The sequence below is a fragment of the Paraburkholderia humisilvae genome (genome assembly GCF_902859855.1).
Taxonomy (GTDB): Bacteria; Pseudomonadota; Gammaproteobacteria; order Burkholderiales; family Burkholderiaceae; genus Paraburkholderia; species Paraburkholderia humisilvae.
In genome coordinates this window covers 88,297-106,287 of the sequence record NZ_CADIKH010000014.1, presented here as the reverse complement: position 1 = coordinate 106,287, position 17,991 = coordinate 88,297, and the positions used below count along the sequence as shown (strand labels likewise).

Here is a 17,991-nt window from a genome sequence, read left to right as displayed (position 1 = left end):
GAGTGCGGCGATATCGTCTCTGGTCAGCATGGCTCGCGCACTCCTGAACGTTTTGCTTCGGCAATGGCGTCGGCCATCAGCCGCTGCGCTTCACGCTCGATGGTCAATGCATCGAGGCCCTTGCCCTCTGGAGCCTGCGTCGCGTTCAGATCGGCAGGAGGACCGGCAGCAGGTTCGGCGGAAGGATCATCGGGCGCGGGCGTGGGCGTCGGCGCGGGCTTCGAGAAGGGCTCGTTTGCATCGCGCTCGGCCAGTGCCGCCAGCGAGTAGTTCTGCTGCTGCAGGTATGGCGTCGCGCCACCCTTGACCGGCTTGAGGTTGATCTTTCTGCGCGCCTCGTTCGGTGCAACGATGCCGCCGCCGACGCCTTCGGTCAGCGTCTTGATCAGCGCTGCTGTATCCATGCGCAGCAGGCCGTCGAGGTCGAGTTCGGTGCGATAGTCCTTCGGCAGCGTCAGCCCTTCATCGAGACACAGTTCCAGCGACTCGATCAACGCCTGCAGGCACTGCGAGTAGTAGTTCTGCGACAGCGCCTCGATGTTGTTATAAGTGGGCGCGGTGCCCACACCGACCATGTATTGGGGCACATGAAACACCGAGCAGACGATCTCGGCAGTCATCTTCTGCTGCTCGATCAGCTGCGCATCGACCGCGTTCATCGTGAGGGCCTCGTACTTCAGACCGTCACCGAGCACCGCGAGCCGACCGCGATTCACACCACCGAAGTTCTCTTCCCACTTGTCCTTGAGGCGCTTCGCGGTTTCATCGCTGATCGCACCGGGCGCGACGAGGATGCCGCCCGGTTGCGCACCGTTCTCGAAAAACGACGCGCTGTTGTTCTGGATCGCGAGGCCCTGCCGTGCCGCGAGTGCGCAGGCGAAAAGCGGCGAGGTCCCCACCAGCGGATGGAACAGGCAGTTCATCCGGTCATGGATGATCTCGCTGGCGGGCACCGCGATATCGTCGTCGGGGATGCCTGCGAGCTTGTCGCTGTTCAGCCGGTAATAGACCGAGCCATCGTCGGCCACCAGCACCGTCACGCGTGAAGGATCGAGCACGTACAGCGCGATCACGACGCCACGCTGGTCGCGCTCCTTGAGCACATACGCGTTGCCGCGCGTGAGCTTCGACATGATCCAGTTCTCGATGAACTGGATGTGCGTCTGGTAAGTGTTCGGCTTCTGCAGCACCGGCGAGAACGCGGGCGACTGCGCCTTGCTCCAGATATCGGAGGGGTCGCGCTGCATGAGGTTGATCTGCAGCTTGCCAATGTCCGCGCTGATCAGCGTCACACACGCATAGACCGCGTAATAGGCGAGCGTCGTCTCGGGCGCGAGTTCACGGTTCTGCTGCCACGCGCCCGAGAAGGGTTCGCGGACGATCAACGGCCACCAGCCACCGTTGCCGCCCCATGCGCTGACCGGCGACGCGTGTTGCGCGACAGCGGCGCGCGGCGCGGCCCGCGTGATCTGAAGGCCGAAGATGCGCATGTCATTCCTCCGTCGCGTCGTCTTCGGCACGCACGTCGCGGCGGCGATAACGGCCCTTGCGCGGCTTGCCTTCATCGGCCTGCGGAGTGTCGGGCTGCTCGGGTGTCATGTCGCGTTTTTTCACCGGCTTTGCGGGTGGCGGCGACTGCGGCGCCGGCTTGGCCCGTTTGACCGCCGCGAGCAGCTTCACATCGCGATCGGCCACGTCAAACTCGTCTCCCGGCCTGCGCGACTTCCCGGCATAGGTGAAGCTCTTTGTCGCGATCATCTTCATGGTGGTGCGCTCCTTATGAAAACGGGCGGACCCGCGAAGGGTCCACCCACGTCAGCACATGAAGCGCATCAGGCACCGCCGCCATCATCGACGGGCGGCGCACCATAGTTGGCACCACGGATGTACGCGCACGCGAGGGCGCGACGGGCCTTCCAGTTGATGAAGCGCTCGGCACGCAGCGCGACCATGTTCTGTTGCCAGAGCGACACGAGGCCGGTGCCGTTGCCGTTCGGCGCGCTGTCCATCTGCAGGGACGCTTCGCGCGAGGCATCGAGCGTCACGCCACCGTCATCGGCCAGCAGGACCTCCTTCGGCTGGACGAGGATGATGCGCGTCATGTCGGTCGCGTCCTTCGGCACGTTCGTCGAGCAGACAACAGGCAGGCCGAAGAACGTGCCGCCGTTCATGTCGATGCCGGGGAACTCGGGCTGGCCGAGCGCGTTCTGCATCATGCCGATGGTCAGCGCCATCACCGGGTCCATGATCCAGTAGGCACCCGCGACCGAGACGTTGTTCGCGGTGAAGGCCGAGAACAGCGCGCGGATATCGTTGCGCAATGCGTCGGCATCGGTGCCCGAGGCTTCGATATACGTCGCCTGATGCGTGATCGATTCCGGCGACACGTCCTTGACCTCGGCCTTGTCGGGATCGATGAAGTCGTGGTCGATAAGCTGCGTGATGGTGTCGATCAGGTCCTGCCGCACGATCGGCTCTGCCGAAGGATTCGAGAACCGCACAAGCTCGTCGGTCAGTACGACGATCCCCGCGACCTTCGCGAAGCCGAGGCGCATCGTTTCGAAGCCGAGCGCGCTCACCGGCTTGGCCTTGCCTTCACCGACCCACTGCGCGGACGAGGCCGAGGTTTGCGCGGGCATGGCGACGTTGAACGGCACGCGGCGGAAGCCGTTGATCCGACCGATGATCGTGGCAGGCCGCAGCAGCGCGATGAACTCCTCGGTCATGTTCTGATAGTCGACCAGCGGTGCGGCCCACGCCGGATCGGTCGTGGTGCCAGCGGCGACGGCAGCGCGCAGCACGCTCTCGACCTCGGGTGTCGAGTCGTGCCAGCTTTTGGCGATCTCGACCGCCTGCATCAGATTGCCCTGCGAGCGCGCCAGTGCGATCGCGTACCGCGTGAAGGCGGTGCCTTTGGGCAGGTTGCCGCGAATCGTGATGATCGGATTCGGGCCAGCACCGACCGAGCGCGTCACGCTGGAGCGTTGCGGGTTGTCGCCATTGACGGGCGTGGCGCTCTTCACGACATGCGCCTCGATGGTCTTCAGGCGGCGCAGGTGGCCATCGATCGACTCGATGTCCTTTTCGAGCGTGTCGAACTCTTCCTGCTGCGCGGCGTCGAGCGTCGCGCCGTCTGCGGCTGCGGTGTCCATGATCTCGGCCATCCGCGCGCACGATGCCGCGCGTCTTGCTTCGAACGCGGCGATCTGTTCTGCAATAGTGGGCTTCATTGCTGGTTCTCCCGATGGATCGTCTGGATGACGAACGCTTTCGATGCGCGGGCGCGCGCGGGTTGACTCAGGCGCACGACATGGCCACCACCGATACCGAGCGCGGCGCGGGTGGTCGTATCGATTGACTTGATGGTTTGAATCGTTGCTTCGCTATTCGCGGGGATCGTGACGAGCGACAGTTCGAGCCACTCCCATTCGAGGAAGTGCATGCCACCGTCATCCATGAAGGCGTACTCGATAGGCCGGAAGCCGATCGAGACGGCGCGCACGAGTTGCGCCTTGACGCTCTGCCATGCTTCGTCGAGGCGCTCCTTGAGCGTGCCGGGTTCGTCGATGATCGCGATGGATGCGCGAAACGGGATGCCGTCTGCAGTCGCCGTGGCGAACTCGACCTGGCCCACAGGCGCTCGCGCGTCGTGTTGCCAGAGCAGCGGCATGGGCGTCCTGAACTTCGCGCCGAGCGGTTCGACGATATCGCCATAGCGATCGGGCGTCGGTGTCGAGGCAATGCCCTCGATCACGCGGGCAGCATCATCCGCGCTGCGAACGGTGAGCAGCGAGTAAGCACGTTCCATGATCGGCGTCCTTAGAGGAAGTACATCTGGTATTCGGGTTCGCGCTCGGCGCTCTTGTTGAGCGCGAGGCCCACGGCCATCGTGAGAGCCACGAGTCCGTCGATACGTCCGATCGCCTTGCGTTTGCGGAAGATGCGGTTCTCCTTCGCATCCGCCTCGACAACAGCGTTCGACACGTTCCATCGCAGGCAGGGGTTGAACACCACGCGCAGCCTGCCTTCGAAGATCAGCTGCTCGACCAGTTCGATCGAGCGCGGCATCCACAGGCCCGACTCGGACGAGCGCCCGAAGCCCTGACCGTGTGTCACGAACGGCAGCACCACGCCCTCGGCATCGCACTCGCGTTCGAAATCCTTCAGCCGGTACGGGTCGCAGGCAATGCCCTCGATCTCCATCTCGGCATCGAGCGCGGCGAGCGTGCGTGCGACCTCGCGGTACGCCACCGAGCGACCCTCGGTGGCATGGATGAAGCCCGCGCGATCCCACACGTCATAACTGACCTTGTCGTGGTTGCCGCGCTCGATCATCGTTTCACCGGGCGTCCAGAAGTCGACAAACGCGTCGACCGTCTCGTCCTCGTTGACCGCAACGAACGCGGCAGCGGTGAGGTCGCGGGTGCCCGACAGGTCGAGACCACCCGAGACCTTTTTGCCCTTGAACGAGGCGCGCAGGTCGAGCCTCGCCGCTTCGGCCCGCCGCATCAGTTCGTGCGCACCGGCATCGCCGCGCAGCACGTCGCCCGACTCGGGCGGGCGTCCCACTTCGCAGGCGAACCACAGCGGCCCTTCGATCCACGGATCTTCAGCGTCGACCCACTGGCAGAAGTTGAGGCGCCTCACGGTCGAGGCGAGCGACGGCATGCCGCGCGCCTGATGCACCTGCTCGCGCAGGTAGTCGGGCTTGATCGTCTGCCCGAGCGACGGGTTGGCCTTGCTCCAGCAGTCCTCGCTCTCGAAGGGGTCGTCGTCCTCGTCGAGCGAGCAAACGAAGGCGAAGAAGGCGTCGTCGGCCAGCACACCGCTGGCGATGCGGGTCGCGTACTCGTGCTGCTCGTAGCAGACCGAGGTGCGATCGAAGCCCGAGTTCGTGATCATGAAAATCAGCGGCTGGCGGCGACCCTTCTTACCCGCGCGCATGATGTTGATGACGGTGCCATTGCGGTGCTCGTGGATTTCATCGATCAGGCCGCAATGCGGGCGCGGCCCGCTCTGACCACTCTCGTCGCTGGCGATCGGACGGAAGAACGAGCCGCTCCTGCGATGGCTGATGTTCCACACGCGATCGTCGCGGCCCTGCATGCTGGTGGCTTCGCGCAGCTTCGGTGAAAGTTGCACCATCGCCACCGCGTCGCGGAACAGCACCATTGCCTGATCGCGACGCGTTGCCGCCGCATAGACCTCGGCGCGCTGCTCGGCGTCGGCCAGCATCATGTAAAGCCCGATGCCTGCCGCGAGCGGCGACTTCCCACAGCCCTTGCCGCCTTCGACGTATGCCTCACGGAAGCGCCGCGAGCCGTCGGCGCGTAGCCAGCCGAACAGCGAGCCGACGATGAACTTCTGCCAGTCGAGCAGGTGAAACGGTGCGCCTTCGAAGTCGCCGCCGTTCAGGCACAGCACCTCGGGGAAGAAGTCGATCACGCGCTGCGCGACTGCCGGGTTCCATGTGAAACCTCGCGCGCTCGCATTCACGAGGTCGTCGAGGTGCCGCTTGCAGGCATTGCGCACATCGGGACCGGCCACGATTTTCCCGCTTGCCACATCGCGCGCGTACTGCGTCGCCGGATCAGAAGCCGTACTTCTGCCGGACGTCGCGCTGCTTGCCATCACCTTCTCCGGGCTTGCCCGCCTCGATGCCAGCACGCGCAGCGGGCGTCATGCCGAACTCGGTGCAGAAACGCACCATGATCAGCATCGCCTTGTTCGCGGTGCCGACCAGCGGGTTCTGGATCGCGTTGCCGTTGGTGGTCTTGATCATCAGGCCACCAGTGAGCATGTCGCGCTCGGCCATCTTGGCGAGCGCCCGCTCGGCCAGCACCCACCGCTCGTATGCCATGCAGTAGGCGGCGAGCGCCGCGCGATCGATGCGCGTGAGCAGCCCGAGATCGAATAGCTCACGTGCCATGCGCCGCCACTCCGTTTTTCCGATCGCGCCGAGATGGGCGGGCGGTGTCGGCATCGCCTTTTCGGGCTTTGCCTCCCGCTTGTTTGCGCGGGACGGACGCAGCGTCCCTTGCACCAGCTTCAGTTCCGTTGGAAGCGGTGGTCGTGTCCTTGCCATTGCTGACCTCGATGCCTGCGGCCTGTGCGGCCTGCGCGAAAGTGAGTCCGTCGCGCTCGCGGACTGCCTGCTGCCGCGTCGCGACCTGCCAGCGCTGGATCGCCACGTCGCAGTAGGCGGGATTGAGTTCGATGGCGTGGCACGTGCGGCCCACCGATTCGGCGGCGACGATCGTCGTGCCCGAACCGGAGAACGGTTCGTAGACGGCCTGCCCGGGAGAGGTGTGGTTTTCGATCGGACGGCGCATGGCCTCGACGGGCTTTTGCGTTGAGTGGCCCGACTCGCTCCTGCGGTGCTCGATCTGCCAGAGCGTCGATTGCGATCGGTCGCCCGTCCAGCCAGCCGTCTTGCCTTCGCGCACCGCGTACCAGCACGGCTCGTGCTGCCAGTGGTAGTGCCCACGCGAGACGACGAACGTGTGCTTCGCCCAGATGATCTGGCTGCGGATGCCGAACCCGCAGGCGCGCAATGAACCCGCCACCACGTCCGCGTAGATGCCCGCGTGCCACACGTAGGCAACGTCGCCCGCGAAGTGCTGCCAAGCCTCGCGCCAGTCGGCGCGCGTGTCGTTGAGCACCTTGCCCGTCGAGCGCGTGCCATGCGTGCCGCGCCGCTCGCCTTCGACCATCACGACGCGGTTCCGCCAGTCGGCGTCGTAGTCCACGCCATATGGCGGATCGGTGATCATCAGCGAAGGCCGCACGCCCGCCAGCGCCACCGCCGCCACTTCGGCCTTGGTCGAGTCGCCGCAGGCCAGCCGGTGCCCGCCGAGCACCCACACGTCACCTTCGACGGTGACGGCCTGCTCGGGCACTGGCGGGATATCGTCCTCGTCGTCCCGACCGCGCGCACCGCGCAACAGCCGGTCCATGTCGAGTTCGCTGAAACCCGCCAGCCCGATCGCGAAGCCGTCGAGCGTGAGCGCTTCGAGTTCGGAGATGAGCAGCGCGTTGTCCCATCCCGCGTTCTCCGCGAGCCGGTTGTCCGCAAGCACGTAGGCGCGTATCTGCTGCGCGCTCCAGCCGCGCGCAACGATCACCGGCACCGCCTCATAACCGAGGCGCTTCGCCACCTCGACCCGTCCGTGACCCGCGATGATCGTCCCGTCCTCGGCTACGAGAACCGGGATCGTGAACCCCCACTCCCGCATCGAATCGGCAAGCTGCGCGAGCTGTGCCTCGCTGTGCGTGCGCGCGTTCTTCGCGTAGGCGTTCAGCGCCGCCACAGGCCGCTGCTCGATGGCGTCAGCCCACATAGCCGACCTCCGGTTTGTGTTGGCACGTGCGCCCGCACGTCACGCGACGCGGGCGTTTGCCGGCCTGTGACGCCCCCCCGATCGAGATGTGGCGCGTTGAAAAAAGAGGAGGCCACGGGGTGACGGAAAGTGTTGCGAAAAATTCACACAATCCCCCCCGAGGGGCGTCCCCGGCGAGCCGCGCGCGCGACGGCATGAAGGTCAGCGCGACCACGGATGCTCCGGGTCGGTGGGCATGCCATTGGCGTCGCACCCGCGAGGGCGCGCGCCGTTCTCCTTCGCGGTCTTGCGGGCGTGACAGTCGTGGCAGAGGGACTGGAGGTTCGTGTCGGCGTCGGTGCCGCCGTCCTCCAGCCGGATGATGTGATCCACTTCGGTTGCCTCGGTGACATGTCCACGGCGCAGGCACTCCGCACAAAGCGGGTGGTGCCGTAGCTGACGCGCACGGATGACCCTCCACCGGCTCCCGACTGTGCGAGGCGTGGCTGCGGACATGATCGTGGGGGACGAAGGAAAGAGGGCTGTGGGCCAAAACAAAAGGCCCCGACAGTTTCCTGACGGGGCCTTGCGTTTTTGCTGGACGCAATGCGGCAGCGCTTTGGATTAAACACCAAAACTTCTAGCCTAGCAATCCACGCATGAAACAGTGATCTTGTGCGTGATGTACTTGTGTTGTGCGTTGTGTGTCGATATCATGCACAAATCTAAACGATCATGGAGAGGGATCAAATGGCTTTTCGGGCAGACGAATCGGCGCGGGCCGGACTTGCAAGCGTGATGGATTACCTTGTTCCGCGCCCGCAGTACCTCGGCGAAGAGGAACGGGCACGGAGTCGAGAGGCCCTGCATGATCTTTCCGTGACGCTCGGACCCGTTGTTGATGCGTATCCGAGCTGGCATCCATTGGTCCGAAACTACGAACGCAGAAGCTATCCGACCACAACTCCCAGCATGGAATACGGTTACAAGGGTCTCGACCACACGAGGTATTTCGTTAATGGCTTCATCACCTGTCCGTACAACGATGGGCAGGAGGTCTTGGACTCGGTGCAGGCGTTTCCGTACCATCCGGCTGCATCCGTCACTGCAGAGCGGCTGGACGTCAAGCTCTATAACCCTGAATGCACGCCGATATTGGTCAAGTGCGATTGGTTCCAGCCGCTCAACAGTGATGGCACGATCCCTTTGCGGGTCGCGATGCCCATGCTTTTGGAAATGGAGCTTCCCTGCGTCTGGGACGCGCAGGTCGCGGAAACATGGGAGTCGATGCGTTCATACTTTATCGGGCGTCCGCACGGCAGCAGGTCATCCTTGTTCATCAATCAGGAAACTGGACAAGCTATGAAAAAAATCTGGGAAGCGTTGATCTATACGGGCATGTTCGGCCCGATCAAAGTGTGACCTTCATCGCCTGAAGATCTGTCTTAGGGAGTAGACCGCGCGAGACGAGCGACGGGGCGAGCGTCGCCTTCGCGCGGGCATAGTCGGCTTCCTGCGTTGCTGGCCATCGCGGATTCACCCACACGGTCGTGCCCGCATAAAGGTTGCGCACAGCGGTTGAAACGGCAATGCGCAGACGCAGATCGAGTGCCATTACCAACGGGTCGACAGACCGTCCGACGCTTTCGCGCAGGCGCAGTTCGACTTCTTCGTTGAGGTCGTCGACGTCCATCCATTGCCTGCTGCTTTGAAATGCCTCACCGAATCCCGCATCAGGCGGATAGCCACGCACAGGTTCGTATCCAAGTTGCCACTCGTGCCAGTCGAGCAGCAGCCGATCAATACCGTCCATGAAGCTCCTCTTCGTGTTGCGCGATCCATGCGAGCGCATCGGCATGCGCTTCACGCCAGCGCCGTGTCGGATGCTCTCCAACGTCGACGCCATCGCGATATGCGTGACCGATACGTGACCGAAGTCTAGCGGGCAGCGCGAACCAGTGCGTGCGGCATCCCCACATCGAGGCCGACACGTTGCGCTCGCAACCGGGCCAGAGGCAACGGTGGGTCATGAGACCTCCGGGTGTTGAAGCGTCGGGTCGGCGGGCGGCGAGCCGACGAGCGCGACGCGGGCAAGGCGCGCGATGTTCGGCAGGCTGTTGGCAGTGGTGCTACCTTCCGCGATGTCTGCGATCAGCGCGAGTACTTCGCGCAAGCGATCGTTCTCATGCGAGACGCGCAGGTGCGCAGACAGGGCATGCCGTGTGAGGTGCTGGCGGTTCATGGTGTGCAATTTGAAAACGAGCTTGCGATAGCCGCATCAGAAGCGGGGTCGGCAGAAGTGGGAATAAAATGGCTATCCCGGCAAAACCTGAACGGTGAGCGGCAATGCCTGATCAACGTGAATCGACAGCCATACCCGCTGTCATCGCCACTGGCACCCCGAAGGAAGTCGACGCCTTTCTGCTGGCATGTCTTTGCCACGAGGAATTCCCGCAGCCGTCCGTTGCGGACGTGTACGAGTGGATCGCCTGTCTGACGGAGCGTCATGGCGAGTTCCATTCGCACATCTCGACCTGCCACTACTGGCTGTATTTCCAGCACGCCAAACGTGCGGGGATCTCGCCCGATGGGCAGGCTTTCCCACCGCGTCCCGACAAACCGGACTGCGAGTCGTGAGCTAAAAGTTTTCAGTTGATGGCTGTTCATAGCGCAAGCAGTTCGAAAGGGTCGATATTGCTGTCGAGCGCAAGCGTAAGCTGCTGCGCGTGAAGCGGTTCGACGATGATGTGGGCGCGCGGATTCGCGCGATCGATGCCATGCAGGAAAACCTGCTGGCGAAACTGGCGATCGTTGCGCACCACACCACGATGCACGAGCACACGCTTTTCGCCGGTGCCGCGCTTCACCCACTCGTAGCGGTCCTGCAGGCAATCCATGAGCACGGACAGATCAAGGTCGGGCCGCTCGGTCGCGTACCAGACGCGCACGGCGATGCGGCATGGACCTTCGAGGCGCTGTCGGGCCTTCGGCGGAATCTGCTTGAGGCACGTCTTCTCGTAATCGCGCGCAGCGTCGCTTTTGATCGACATGGGCCGCGTCTGCAGTTCGCCTGTCGACTTGTTCCGCACCTTGCGCGCGACGATCTCGCGGCTGTTCGCCTTCGAGGCCGGCTGTCCGAGGATCGTGAACTCGATTCGCATGGCTGTGGTCCTCATTCGTCGTCGCTGCCGGGTTCGCGCGTGTGCCGCATCGTGCCGTGCGTGATCTGCCACTGTTCGATCGCGGCCTTCGCGCACGCAAGCTGGTGCAGCGTCACGTGCTCGCCGCGTTGAGCACGGTCGATCAGCCGCTGCGCCCAGGCGACGCCACTGCCGCGCTCGACCGGACGCACGAGCGATTGCGCGACTTCGCGCACCTTCACGAGTTGTTCGCGCGCCTGCTCGGGTGGCGTGCGGTTCGCCTCGTTGGTGAGCGCGAGCGTGTTCTGCCGGTGCATCGCAGGCGACGGTTCGCATAGCGCGATGAACTCGGGCAGCGTCGGCGGGTGCTTGGCGTGATAGAGCCGGGAGACGCCACGCTGGATCGCCTCGCGCGACAGGCCGCGCAAACCCTCGGTCCACGTGACCTGCATCTCGCTCACGTCGACGCCTTCCCACATGTCGAGGAACCTCGCACCGTAGACGTTCATCATTTTTCGCCAGAGCCACGCACCGCGCGTCTCAGTGCTTGGTGTCGACAACATGGGCATCCTCCGGTGGCAGATCGATCGTCGAATCGTCCTGCGCACCCGGTACAAAGCCGAACGCTGCGGCGGTCTTGCGACGGCGTTCCTGCCGCGAGACGGGACCGTCATTGCGCACCGGCAGCGGCGGGTTTGAGTCGTAGGCCATGAACTGCTCGATGTGCTGCTCGTCGCGCAGGATCAGTTCGATCGAGTTGAACGCTCTGCCGCGATCGTTCATGCCCATGTGCCACGCGTCCTTCGAGCAGCCACGGATCGCCCTGCACAGGTCGGCAGGCGTGTGCTGCCGGAGCGCGGAGAGGATCAGCCGCCTGCGCTTGTCGCTCAGACTCGAGCGCGGCGAGCACATGCGCTCCTGCCAGTAGACGAAAATTTTCGTCACCTCGTCGCCGTGACCGTTCGCGCGGTCGATCTCAGATCGACAGAGTGCGTTAGCACTCTTGCTTTTAGGTTTACTCCTTTCCTTTCCTTTCCTTTCCAGACGTGAGTGCTCCGTGAGTGGTGTGTGATTTTCCTCGACCTTGCCGTTTTGAGTAGACACGCGTGATTCCCGCTCTGCCTTGTCCAGCATGGCGTTGACGGCTTTCATGTACTGCTCAATGAGTGTTTTTTCAGGCTGCGGATATTGCGGCTTTGAAGGCCGGTTGATCACCTGATGTTTCGTGAACGTCGGGATGTGCAAAAAGCGCTGTCCATCGGCGCTTGAGTACTCCATGAGCAATCCCTGTGCAATCAGTGTAGTGATCAGCGATTCGACGTCGATACCGGAGTCATGCATGCTCGGGAACACCTGCATCTTGAGCTTCTCGGGGTCACGAGGCAGGTTGCCATGATCGTCCGCGAAGCTCCATGTGCCGATGAAAAGCAGGCGTGCCGCGTGGATGCAACGACAGACCTGCGGGTTGGTCCAGTACTCCGGTTTGATGGTGCGGATACGCGGCATGGCAGTCGAGCCTCATTCACGGTCGCACGGCAAGGGCCGCACGATCGTCAGGTTGCGCGCCATCCTCTCGCGCTCCTGATCGACGACGAACGATTCGAACAGGCCACGCTCCAGACCGTGCGAATGGCCCGGGTCGTTGATCGTATGGCAGTGGCCGGTGTCGCTCACATGCGCGACGTGCAGCCCTTCACGAAAACGGCGCTCGACATACTCGACAAGCTGCGGCGCGTCCTCGCGCACGAGGCGTGCTGCCGCGAGCCATTGCACGAGGTCCTTGGCGGGCGGCACGCTGATCTTGATGGTCACCTTCACATCGTCATTCATCGCTGTCTCCTTTGATCTTGATGGCGCTTGCCCACGAACCCTGATAGAAGTCGGTGCGCATGCGGCGCACGAATTTCATGATGGCCTCCGTTCTCGGGAGGTCGAGCGGACGCGTCTTGGGCACGCGTTTTTTTGCGCGGCTGATCGCGCGTTCGAATGCTGCGGTCTGTTCGGCATGAGGCAGCGCGAAGATGCGGCGACGCTTGACCGCACCGAGATCACGCGCGGCATGTGCATCGCGCAGCGACACGCGCTCGTCACTGATGGCCTGCAACAGATCGGCGTCGAAGATGCCCTGCACGCGTTGGTACGTGCGCGACGAGATCCCGCAGGCTTGCAGGAAGGGCTCGCGCCCGCGCTGGGTGCGCAGCTGGTTCGTGAGGCCGTTGTCGTATCGCTCCAGCCACTGGGGCCGTTGCATGATCTGATGCACGAGGCTCGCTGCCAGCACCGCGCGTTGTGGCGTGGTGAGCTTGCGCTGCTCGCGCGCCATCTCCGCGATGAACGTCGCGGGGTGCCCGTCGAACTCGGGATTGAACAGACGGCATGGACATGTCAGGCCGAGACGCACGGCCTCACGCACGCGTGCGCGCCCATCGACAATGTCGCTGCCGATCAGCACGACCGGCATCACGATCTTGCGATTGCGCGCAGCCGACACGCCCGCACTCGCGGGCACGAACACGCAGAGGGGATGCTCCTTGAGCGATCGCAACTCCGCGCCCTCGACGAAGAAGATATCCTTATCCACTTGCAAGTCCTCGTTAATCGCTTCTCTCGCCGGGGTTAGAAACTTCTCCGGTTTCAATTGCAAAGCCTTCGTGATACTTTTGGCCGGTCCTCTTTACCGGATTAATCGATTCGGCAAAGCCTGATAGCACCGGAGTTAGCATCTCCGGTGTTTTTTTCAGGGCGAACGGACGCAACAAAGCCCACGCCAGTACTAATCGCGGCACTCAATGCTGTAATTGGAGTCGTTAGTCAGGCCCCCTCAGTCCCGGGCCTTGGGGATGCAACGGCGCGTGCTCCTTACGCGCTCTCCCGCTCCTGCTGTAGCTCCGATGACTCTCCCGCCTCATTGAGCAGTAACGCTCGAAGCACCTGCCAGCCCTCATAGCCGGGACAGAGGTCATAGACGGAGACCTTGCCGTCGACCGCCGCAGCCACGAACGGCGCGACCTCGATGGGCACAGCGCCGTCGCGGTTGATCCAGTTGTCGATGCGCTGCGAACTGATCGGTGCCCGCACCCCTCGATAGCCGGTCTCGGCAATACGGCGCGCAAGCTCCCGCCGCGACCCGCCGCAGAGTGCGATCGCAGTGTTCAGCGCGCGCAGCGCCGGGGTGTCCTTGCCTGCCATGCCTGCCTCCTTCTGTCGTTCAGAAAGTGGGACGTCCGAAGAGTGTAGACCTGTGGTCTGCGGATTGCCAACACCGGCAAATCAAGTCTGGGCGCGGCTTGGGCGCGGATTGCTGTCTTCGCCTTATGTGACAGGGATTCCGCCTTTCAAAAAAATATCATGCGCCGTGAGTGAGGCCCGCGCCGTCGACGATGCCCCGGTCTCCCTACCGGATGCGACGGAGTCCTAGGTGTTTTCCCGCTTAGGGTTTGACGTGGTTTTGGGCGCGGTTCGGGCGCGCTCGGGGCGCGGGTCTTGGGCGCGGTCGGGGCGCGGATTGAGGTCCAAGTCATGTCAGTCAAGGATGCTTCGTTTCAGATATTTGCACATTATGGCCATCTGAATTGCGAGTTAATAAGGCGATTAATTCCGCATTGCGTGCCGGTTTAGCCACTTGCGGTGGGATCGGTAATGAACAACGCTAAAGACCAATCCCGATTCAATCGGGAAAAGGCTAAAGAAAATGCAATCGCCATTGAAGTTCTCAAATATCCCCGGCATTACGTTCGACCTCGATACCGACGAGGACGGCGCGGTGCGCGTGATGGTCTGCGGTTCTGACTACGACGCGGTGCTTGCGAGCGCGCTGGACGTGAAGAACGTGCTGCCCGTCGAGCAGTGCCCCGAGGTGGGCAAGGTCCGGCAGGACGTGAGCAACGGAAGCTGGTGCGCGTGCGTGCGCACGCGGAGGACCTCATGAATGCGACACCCGTCGAGGTCGTCGCGGACTCCGACGCGGTGGAAGTGCTCGGCCTGCACTGCCGCATCACGAACCGGCTGCGCGCGGCAAGCATCTTTTGCGTGGGCGATCTGTGCCGAACCACCGCGCGTGACCTGATGAAGCTGCCCGGGTTCGGTACGAAGTCACTGCACGAGGTGGAGGCCGCGTTGCAACGCGCAGGCCGCTCGCTGCGAGCCGAAGAGCAGCGCTCATGACCTGCTATCGCTTCACGAGCCGCAGCCCCATGAGCTATCGCGCGGTGTTGCGCACGATCCCGAAAACGCTGCACCGGCAATGGTGGTCGATGCGCTGGCAGTACAGCGAACCGCGCGTCGCAATCTCACGCCTGAGTGGCGTGAGGCCCCATCTGACACATCCCACCTCGGGAACAGTAAAGGAGTCCGTTATGAATGCGCGTGAGGAATGGCTCACCGATCGCAAGCGCGGCATCGGCGGCAGCGATGCGGCGGCGGCGCTCGGTCAGTCGCGGCACAAGACCGCGTTCCAGCTTTATCAGGAAAAGCTCGGCCTGATCCCCGGTGACATGCTCGTTGCGCCCGACGCGGTCGAACGCATGGAGTTCGGGCAGGCAATCGAAGCGGTGATCGCGGATATGTACGCCAAGCGTTATGGCGTCAAGTTGCGTCGGCATAACAAGCTGGCGCAGCACGCGAAGCTGCCGTGGATGCTCGGCTCCTACGACCGCACGGTCGACGGCAAACGCGAAGGCGTCGAATGCAAAAACGTCGACTCGCTCTCGTACCGCTTCGGTGAATGGGGCGACGAGCACTCCGATCAGGTGCCGACCGAGTACCTCATGCAGTGCCACCACTACCTCGCGGTGTCGGGCTATGAGGTATGGCACCTCGCCGCCTGCGTCGGTGGCAATTCGCTCAAGGTCTATCACATCGAGCGCGATCCCGAGATGATCGATCTTGTCGAATCGGGCGAAGGTGATTTCTGGAAGCACATCGAAAAAAAGGAACCGCCATCGCTCGACTACACCCACGCGAGCGCCATCGGTCTGCTGAAAAAGATGTACCCCGGCACGAGCGGAGAAACGGTCAAGCTGCCGCCCGAGGCCGAGGCGCTGCACTATGCGCGTCTCGACTTCTCCGAGCAGCGCGACCTGATGGAGAAAGGCGCGGACGCTGCCAAGGCCAGGATCATGCACCTGATGGGCGACGCCTCGGTCGGCCTCCTGCCGAACGGCGGTGGCTATACGCGAAAGGTGATCAAGCGTGACGGCTACTCCGTCGATCCGGCCTCGTATGTCGACTTCCGCTTTTCCGCGCGCAAGGGAGAGAAGTCATGACCGACGACGAACGCGTGCTGCTCGACTTCCTCCGATACGACGACGGGCAGTACGGCGAGTGCCAAGGTGCTGCGCTCGACTCGCTGATCGAGCAGGGCCTCGTGCGCGTGCTCGGCCCGCAGACCGAGACGCAAAACAGCTTCATCGCAAAGGGACGTGGCCTCATGTACCGCGCCGTCACTATCACGGACGCTGGCCGTGCGGTGCTCAACCAAGGAGATGCTCAATGAACGATCTTGTCGAGTCGCCGTTCGGCGCGCGCAAGGAGGTCGCAGAAACGGCTGGGGCGCGTCAGGACCAGAGCCGCGAACTCGCGGACATGCAGGTGATGGCGCTGATGGCACGGCAGTTCCCGCGCGATCCTGTCAAGGCAATGGACCGCATCCTGAACGCCTTCACGCGGCCCGCGCTCGCGGAGAAAAGCCAGTACCAGTTCTCGCGCGGCGGCACCGACATTCGCGGCCCGAGCATCAAGGCGATGGAGGCGATCGCCGCCGAGTGGGAAAACATCGACGCGGCATGGCGTGAGCGCTCTCGCGGCATCGACGGGCGCGGTATCGCGTACTCCGAGGTCGAGGCCGTGGCCGTCGACATGCAGAGCCGCACGCGCAAGCGTATCGCCTTCATCGTGCCGCACTGGCGCGATACCAAGCAGGGTGGCTACGCGCTGCGCGACGAGCGCGATATCTACGAGCTGTGCGCGAACATGGCGCAGCGTCGCGTGCGCGCGTGTCTGGAAGCCGTGATCCCCGGCGATGTGATCGATGCGGCGATGGCGCAGGCCGATGCCACGCTCAAGGCGAAGGCCGATACCAGCCCCGAGGCGATGGACAAGATGCTCGAAGCGTTCGCGCCGTTCGGCGTCACGAAGGAGCACATCGAGAAGCGTATCCAGCGCAGGCTCGATGCGATCACGCCCGCGCAGGTGGTCAGTCTGAAGCGCGTCTATGCGTCGCTGCGCGACGACATGAGCACGCCCGACGAGTGGTTCGACATGAGCGAGGCCGCTGGCGAAGCCGCTGGTGAGGGTGCGCCGCCACCCGCCAGTAGCAAGGGCACCGCTGCCGCGAAGGAGCGCATCAAGGCCGGGGCAAAGGGCAAAGGTGCTGCGGCCTCAAAAGCGGCGGCAAAAACAGACACGGCTGGCAAGGCCGATCCGAAGCCGGATGCCGCTGGCAAGAGCGCCGCGCCGGTCGTCACCTACGCCGAGGTGGCTGATGCGCTGAACGCGGCGACGAGCGCCGATGCTGCCAGCGAGGCAGCAGATCTGATCAAGCACATCAAAGACCAGCAGCAGCGCACCGAACTCGAGAGTCTGTACCACGCGCGCATGGCCGAGTTCGATGAGGGACAGTCATGAAGACGATCGCGGATCGCTGGACCGACTTCGAGGCGCGTGTGGTCGCACCCGATGCGCCGCCGCTGCAACGCGACGAGATGCGCCTCGCGTTCTATGCGGGCTTCAAGTCGATGCTCGACGTGAATTTCGAACTGGCCGGACTCGATGAACTGTCCGCCGTGTTCCTGCTTGAGAGGTTTCACATCGAGGCGCGTCGGTTCGGTGCGTCTCTTGATCAGAGGAGAAGCTGATGATCGCCCTTGAGAAGCATCCGGTGAAGATCCTGCACCTGAACGTCAGGACCGAACAGCATGGCGACGTGGAACGCACCGCCGTCGATATCAAACTCGGCTTCGATGTGCCGAACACCTACCTCGAATCGCTCGGCCCGGGCCTGCGCGAGTCGCTGTACGAGATCGATCCGGGCGCGGACCCGTCGCTGCTCGACGATGCCGATCACCTCACGCACGTGCGGTTCCCGCAACTCGGCAAGCAGAAGTGGGCGGGCGAATGGGATGCGGTCGGCCTGCACTTGCATCTTGGCAACGGGCGCGGCAAGGGCGACCTGCTGTTCGTCGAGTCGACGCTCGGCAAGTTTATCTTCATCGCGAAGGAAGGCGGTACGTGCTCGTGCGAGGCGCGCGCGCAGGTGCTGCCCACGCCCGACGAGACCGCAAAGCTCGTCGGCCTGCTCAAGCGGCAGGTGCCTGCAACGATCGATATGTCGAACGCGGTCAACTCAGACGAGGACGAGGACGATGAATAGCACGCGCCCGATGCCGCCGCTGGCGAGAGCGCTCTTCGGGCTGCTCCTGCTCGCGTCGTTCGGCCTGACGCTGCTGCTGATCGTTGGCACGTTTGCAGGCGTTGTCGCCATCGTGCGCTGGCTGATCACCGTATTCGCAGTCTGTCCCATTTAAAGGAGGTCC

The 17,991-nt window shown here is 63.5% G+C and carries 27 protein-coding genes; 10 read left to right on the top strand and 17 right to left on the bottom strand.

The window, feature by feature from the left end:
- Window positions 1-23 precede the first annotated feature (23 nt).
- The 8 genes from HV796_RS16595 to HV796_RS45400 form a co-directional block, all read right to left on the bottom strand.
- Window positions 24-1,490 carry a phage portal protein gene (locus tag HV796_RS16595; protein WP_246355897.1) on the bottom strand — a complete coding sequence of 489 codons (1,467 nt, stop codon included), beginning with the start codon at window positions 1,488-1,490 and terminating at the stop codon, window positions 24-26.
- A gap of 1 nt (window position 1,491) precedes the next feature.
- The gene (locus HV796_RS16590; protein ID WP_217477925.1) at window positions 1,492-1,764 is read right to left on the bottom strand and encodes a hypothetical protein; all 273 of its coding nucleotides are present in this window, start codon (window positions 1,762-1,764) and stop codon (window positions 1,492-1,494) included.
- Between the two features lie 68 nt (window positions 1,765-1,832).
- Entirely contained in the window at window positions 1,833-3,230 is a 1,398-nt protein-coding gene (locus HV796_RS16585) for a phage major capsid protein (protein WP_217477924.1), read from the bottom strand.
- On the bottom strand, window positions 3,227-3,808 hold the full coding sequence (locus HV796_RS43380; protein WP_217477923.1) for an HK97 family phage prohead protease: 582 nt from the start codon (window positions 3,806-3,808) through the stop codon (window positions 3,227-3,229). The genes HV796_RS16585 and HV796_RS43380 overlap by 4 nt, the downstream gene beginning before the upstream one ends.
- Before the next feature lie 11 nt (window positions 3,809-3,819).
- Window positions 3,820-5,445 (bottom strand): terminase large subunit, encoded by a 1,626-nt coding sequence (locus HV796_RS16580; protein WP_246355896.1) that lies wholly within the window; start codon window positions 5,443-5,445, stop codon window positions 3,820-3,822.
- Window positions 5,446-5,590: 145 nt separating this feature from the next.
- Complete coding sequence (locus tag HV796_RS16575) at window positions 5,591-5,929, bottom strand: phage terminase small subunit P27 family (RefSeq protein ID WP_246355895.1); 339 nt, start codon at window positions 5,927-5,929, stop codon at window positions 5,591-5,593.
- A complete protein-coding gene (locus tag HV796_RS16570; protein ID WP_217477921.1) occupies window positions 5,919-7,310 on the bottom strand; it encodes a DNA methyltransferase in 1,392 nt (463 codons plus the stop codon). The genes HV796_RS16575 and HV796_RS16570 overlap by 11 nt, the downstream gene beginning before the upstream one ends.
- Before the next feature lie 231 nt (window positions 7,311-7,541).
- Complete coding sequence (locus HV796_RS45400; RefSeq protein ID WP_175227594.1) at window positions 7,542-7,835, bottom strand: HNH endonuclease; 294 nt, start codon at window positions 7,833-7,835, stop codon at window positions 7,542-7,544.
- Window positions 7,836-8,069: 234 nt separating this feature from the next.
- Here HV796_RS45400 and HV796_RS16560 point away from each other — a divergent pair, with 234 nt between their 5' ends.
- Window positions 8,070-8,741, top strand: a complete 672-nt coding sequence (locus HV796_RS16560; protein ID WP_175227593.1) for a hypothetical protein — start codon at window positions 8,070-8,072, stop codon at window positions 8,739-8,741.
- On the opposite strand, the gene HV796_RS16555 is transcribed toward HV796_RS16560, so the two are convergent.
- Genes HV796_RS16555 through HV796_RS16545 form a run of 3 tightly spaced genes read right to left on the bottom strand, consistent with a single transcriptional unit; the run spans window position 8,731 to window position 9,561 of the window.
- Window positions 8,731-9,132, bottom strand: a complete 402-nt coding sequence (locus HV796_RS16555) for a hypothetical protein (protein ID WP_175227592.1) — start codon at window positions 9,130-9,132, stop codon at window positions 8,731-8,733. The two genes, HV796_RS16560 and HV796_RS16555, sit on opposite strands and share 11 nt — an antisense overlap.
- On the bottom strand, window positions 9,119-9,349 hold the full coding sequence (locus tag HV796_RS16550; RefSeq protein WP_175227591.1) for a hypothetical protein: 231 nt from the start codon (window positions 9,347-9,349) through the stop codon (window positions 9,119-9,121). Before HV796_RS16550 ends, HV796_RS16555 begins: the two co-directional genes overlap by 14 nt.
- On the bottom strand, window positions 9,346-9,561 hold the full coding sequence (locus tag HV796_RS16545; protein ID WP_175227590.1) for a hypothetical protein: 216 nt from the start codon (window positions 9,559-9,561) through the stop codon (window positions 9,346-9,348). Before HV796_RS16545 ends, HV796_RS16550 begins: the two co-directional genes overlap by 4 nt.
- A gap of 104 nt (window positions 9,562-9,665) precedes the next feature.
- On the opposite strand from HV796_RS16545, the gene HV796_RS16540 reads away from it, so the two are divergent.
- On the top strand, window positions 9,666-9,956 hold the full coding sequence (locus HV796_RS16540; RefSeq protein WP_175227589.1) for a hypothetical protein: 291 nt from the start codon (window positions 9,666-9,668) through the stop codon (window positions 9,954-9,956).
- Window positions 9,957-9,982: 26 nt separating this feature from the next.
- Here HV796_RS16540 and HV796_RS16535 read toward each other — a convergent pair whose 3' ends face one another.
- The 6 genes from HV796_RS16535 to HV796_RS16510 all read right to left on the bottom strand — a co-directional run bounded on the left by HV796_RS16535 (window position 9,983) and on the right by HV796_RS16510 (window position 13,648).
- On the bottom strand, window positions 9,983-10,480 hold the full coding sequence (locus tag HV796_RS16535; protein ID WP_175227588.1) for a RusA family crossover junction endodeoxyribonuclease: 498 nt from the start codon (window positions 10,478-10,480) through the stop codon (window positions 9,983-9,985).
- A gap of 11 nt (window positions 10,481-10,491) precedes the next feature.
- Entirely contained in the window at window positions 10,492-11,022 is a 531-nt protein-coding gene (locus HV796_RS16530) for a hypothetical protein (RefSeq protein ID WP_175227587.1), read from the bottom strand.
- Window positions 11,000-11,965, bottom strand: coding sequence for a hypothetical protein (locus tag HV796_RS16525; RefSeq protein WP_175227586.1), 966 nt, complete (start codon window positions 11,963-11,965; stop codon window positions 11,000-11,002). Before HV796_RS16525 ends, HV796_RS16530 begins: the two co-directional genes overlap by 23 nt.
- Before the next feature lie 12 nt (window positions 11,966-11,977).
- The gene (locus HV796_RS16520) at window positions 11,978-12,289 is read right to left on the bottom strand and encodes a hypothetical protein (RefSeq protein WP_175227585.1); all 312 of its coding nucleotides are present in this window, start codon (window positions 12,287-12,289) and stop codon (window positions 11,978-11,980) included.
- The gene (locus HV796_RS16515; protein WP_175227584.1) at window positions 12,282-13,040 is read right to left on the bottom strand and encodes a hypothetical protein; all 759 of its coding nucleotides are present in this window, start codon (window positions 13,038-13,040) and stop codon (window positions 12,282-12,284) included. Before HV796_RS16515 ends, HV796_RS16520 begins: the two co-directional genes overlap by 8 nt.
- Window positions 13,041-13,318: 278 nt before the next feature.
- Window positions 13,319-13,648: a helix-turn-helix domain-containing protein gene (locus HV796_RS16510; protein ID WP_175227583.1), complete on the bottom strand. Its 330-nt coding sequence runs from the start codon at window positions 13,646-13,648 to the stop codon at window positions 13,319-13,321.
- Between the two features lie 502 nt (window positions 13,649-14,150).
- On the opposite strand from HV796_RS16510, the gene HV796_RS16505 reads away from it, so the two are divergent.
- The 8 genes from HV796_RS16505 to HV796_RS16470 all read left to right on the top strand — a co-directional run bounded on the left by HV796_RS16505 (window position 14,151) and on the right by HV796_RS16470 (window position 17,982).
- Window positions 14,151-14,387: a hypothetical protein gene (locus HV796_RS16505; protein WP_175227582.1), complete on the top strand. Its 237-nt coding sequence runs from the start codon at window positions 14,151-14,153 to the stop codon at window positions 14,385-14,387.
- Window positions 14,384-14,623: a DNA-directed RNA polymerase subunit alpha C-terminal domain-containing protein gene (locus tag HV796_RS16500; RefSeq protein WP_175227581.1), complete on the top strand. Its 240-nt coding sequence runs from the start codon at window positions 14,384-14,386 to the stop codon at window positions 14,621-14,623. Before HV796_RS16505 ends, HV796_RS16500 begins: the two co-directional genes overlap by 4 nt.
- A 191-nt stretch (window positions 14,624-14,814) precedes the next feature.
- A complete protein-coding gene (locus tag HV796_RS16495) occupies window positions 14,815-15,723 on the top strand; it encodes a YqaJ viral recombinase family nuclease (protein ID WP_175227580.1) in 909 nt (302 codons plus the stop codon).
- Window positions 15,720-15,953 (top strand): hypothetical protein, encoded by a 234-nt coding sequence (locus HV796_RS16490; protein WP_175227579.1) that lies wholly within the window; start codon window positions 15,720-15,722, stop codon window positions 15,951-15,953. Before HV796_RS16495 ends, HV796_RS16490 begins: the two co-directional genes overlap by 4 nt.
- An 89-nt stretch (window positions 15,954-16,042) precedes the next feature.
- Entirely contained in the window at window positions 16,043-17,083 is a 1,041-nt protein-coding gene (locus HV796_RS16485) for a hypothetical protein (protein ID WP_246355893.1), read from the top strand.
- Window positions 17,080-17,313: a hypothetical protein gene (locus tag HV796_RS16480; RefSeq protein WP_175227577.1), complete on the top strand. Its 234-nt coding sequence runs from the start codon at window positions 17,080-17,082 to the stop codon at window positions 17,311-17,313. The genes HV796_RS16485 and HV796_RS16480 overlap by 4 nt, the downstream gene beginning before the upstream one ends.
- Window positions 17,313-17,828 carry a hypothetical protein gene (locus HV796_RS16475; protein WP_175227576.1) on the top strand — a complete coding sequence of 172 codons (516 nt, stop codon included), beginning with the start codon at window positions 17,313-17,315 and terminating at the stop codon, window positions 17,826-17,828. Before HV796_RS16480 ends, HV796_RS16475 begins: the two co-directional genes overlap by 1 nt.
- Window positions 17,821-17,982: a hypothetical protein gene (locus HV796_RS16470; protein WP_175227575.1), complete on the top strand. Its 162-nt coding sequence runs from the start codon at window positions 17,821-17,823 to the stop codon at window positions 17,980-17,982. Before HV796_RS16475 ends, HV796_RS16470 begins: the two co-directional genes overlap by 8 nt.
- Window positions 17,983-17,991: the final 9 nt, after the last annotated feature.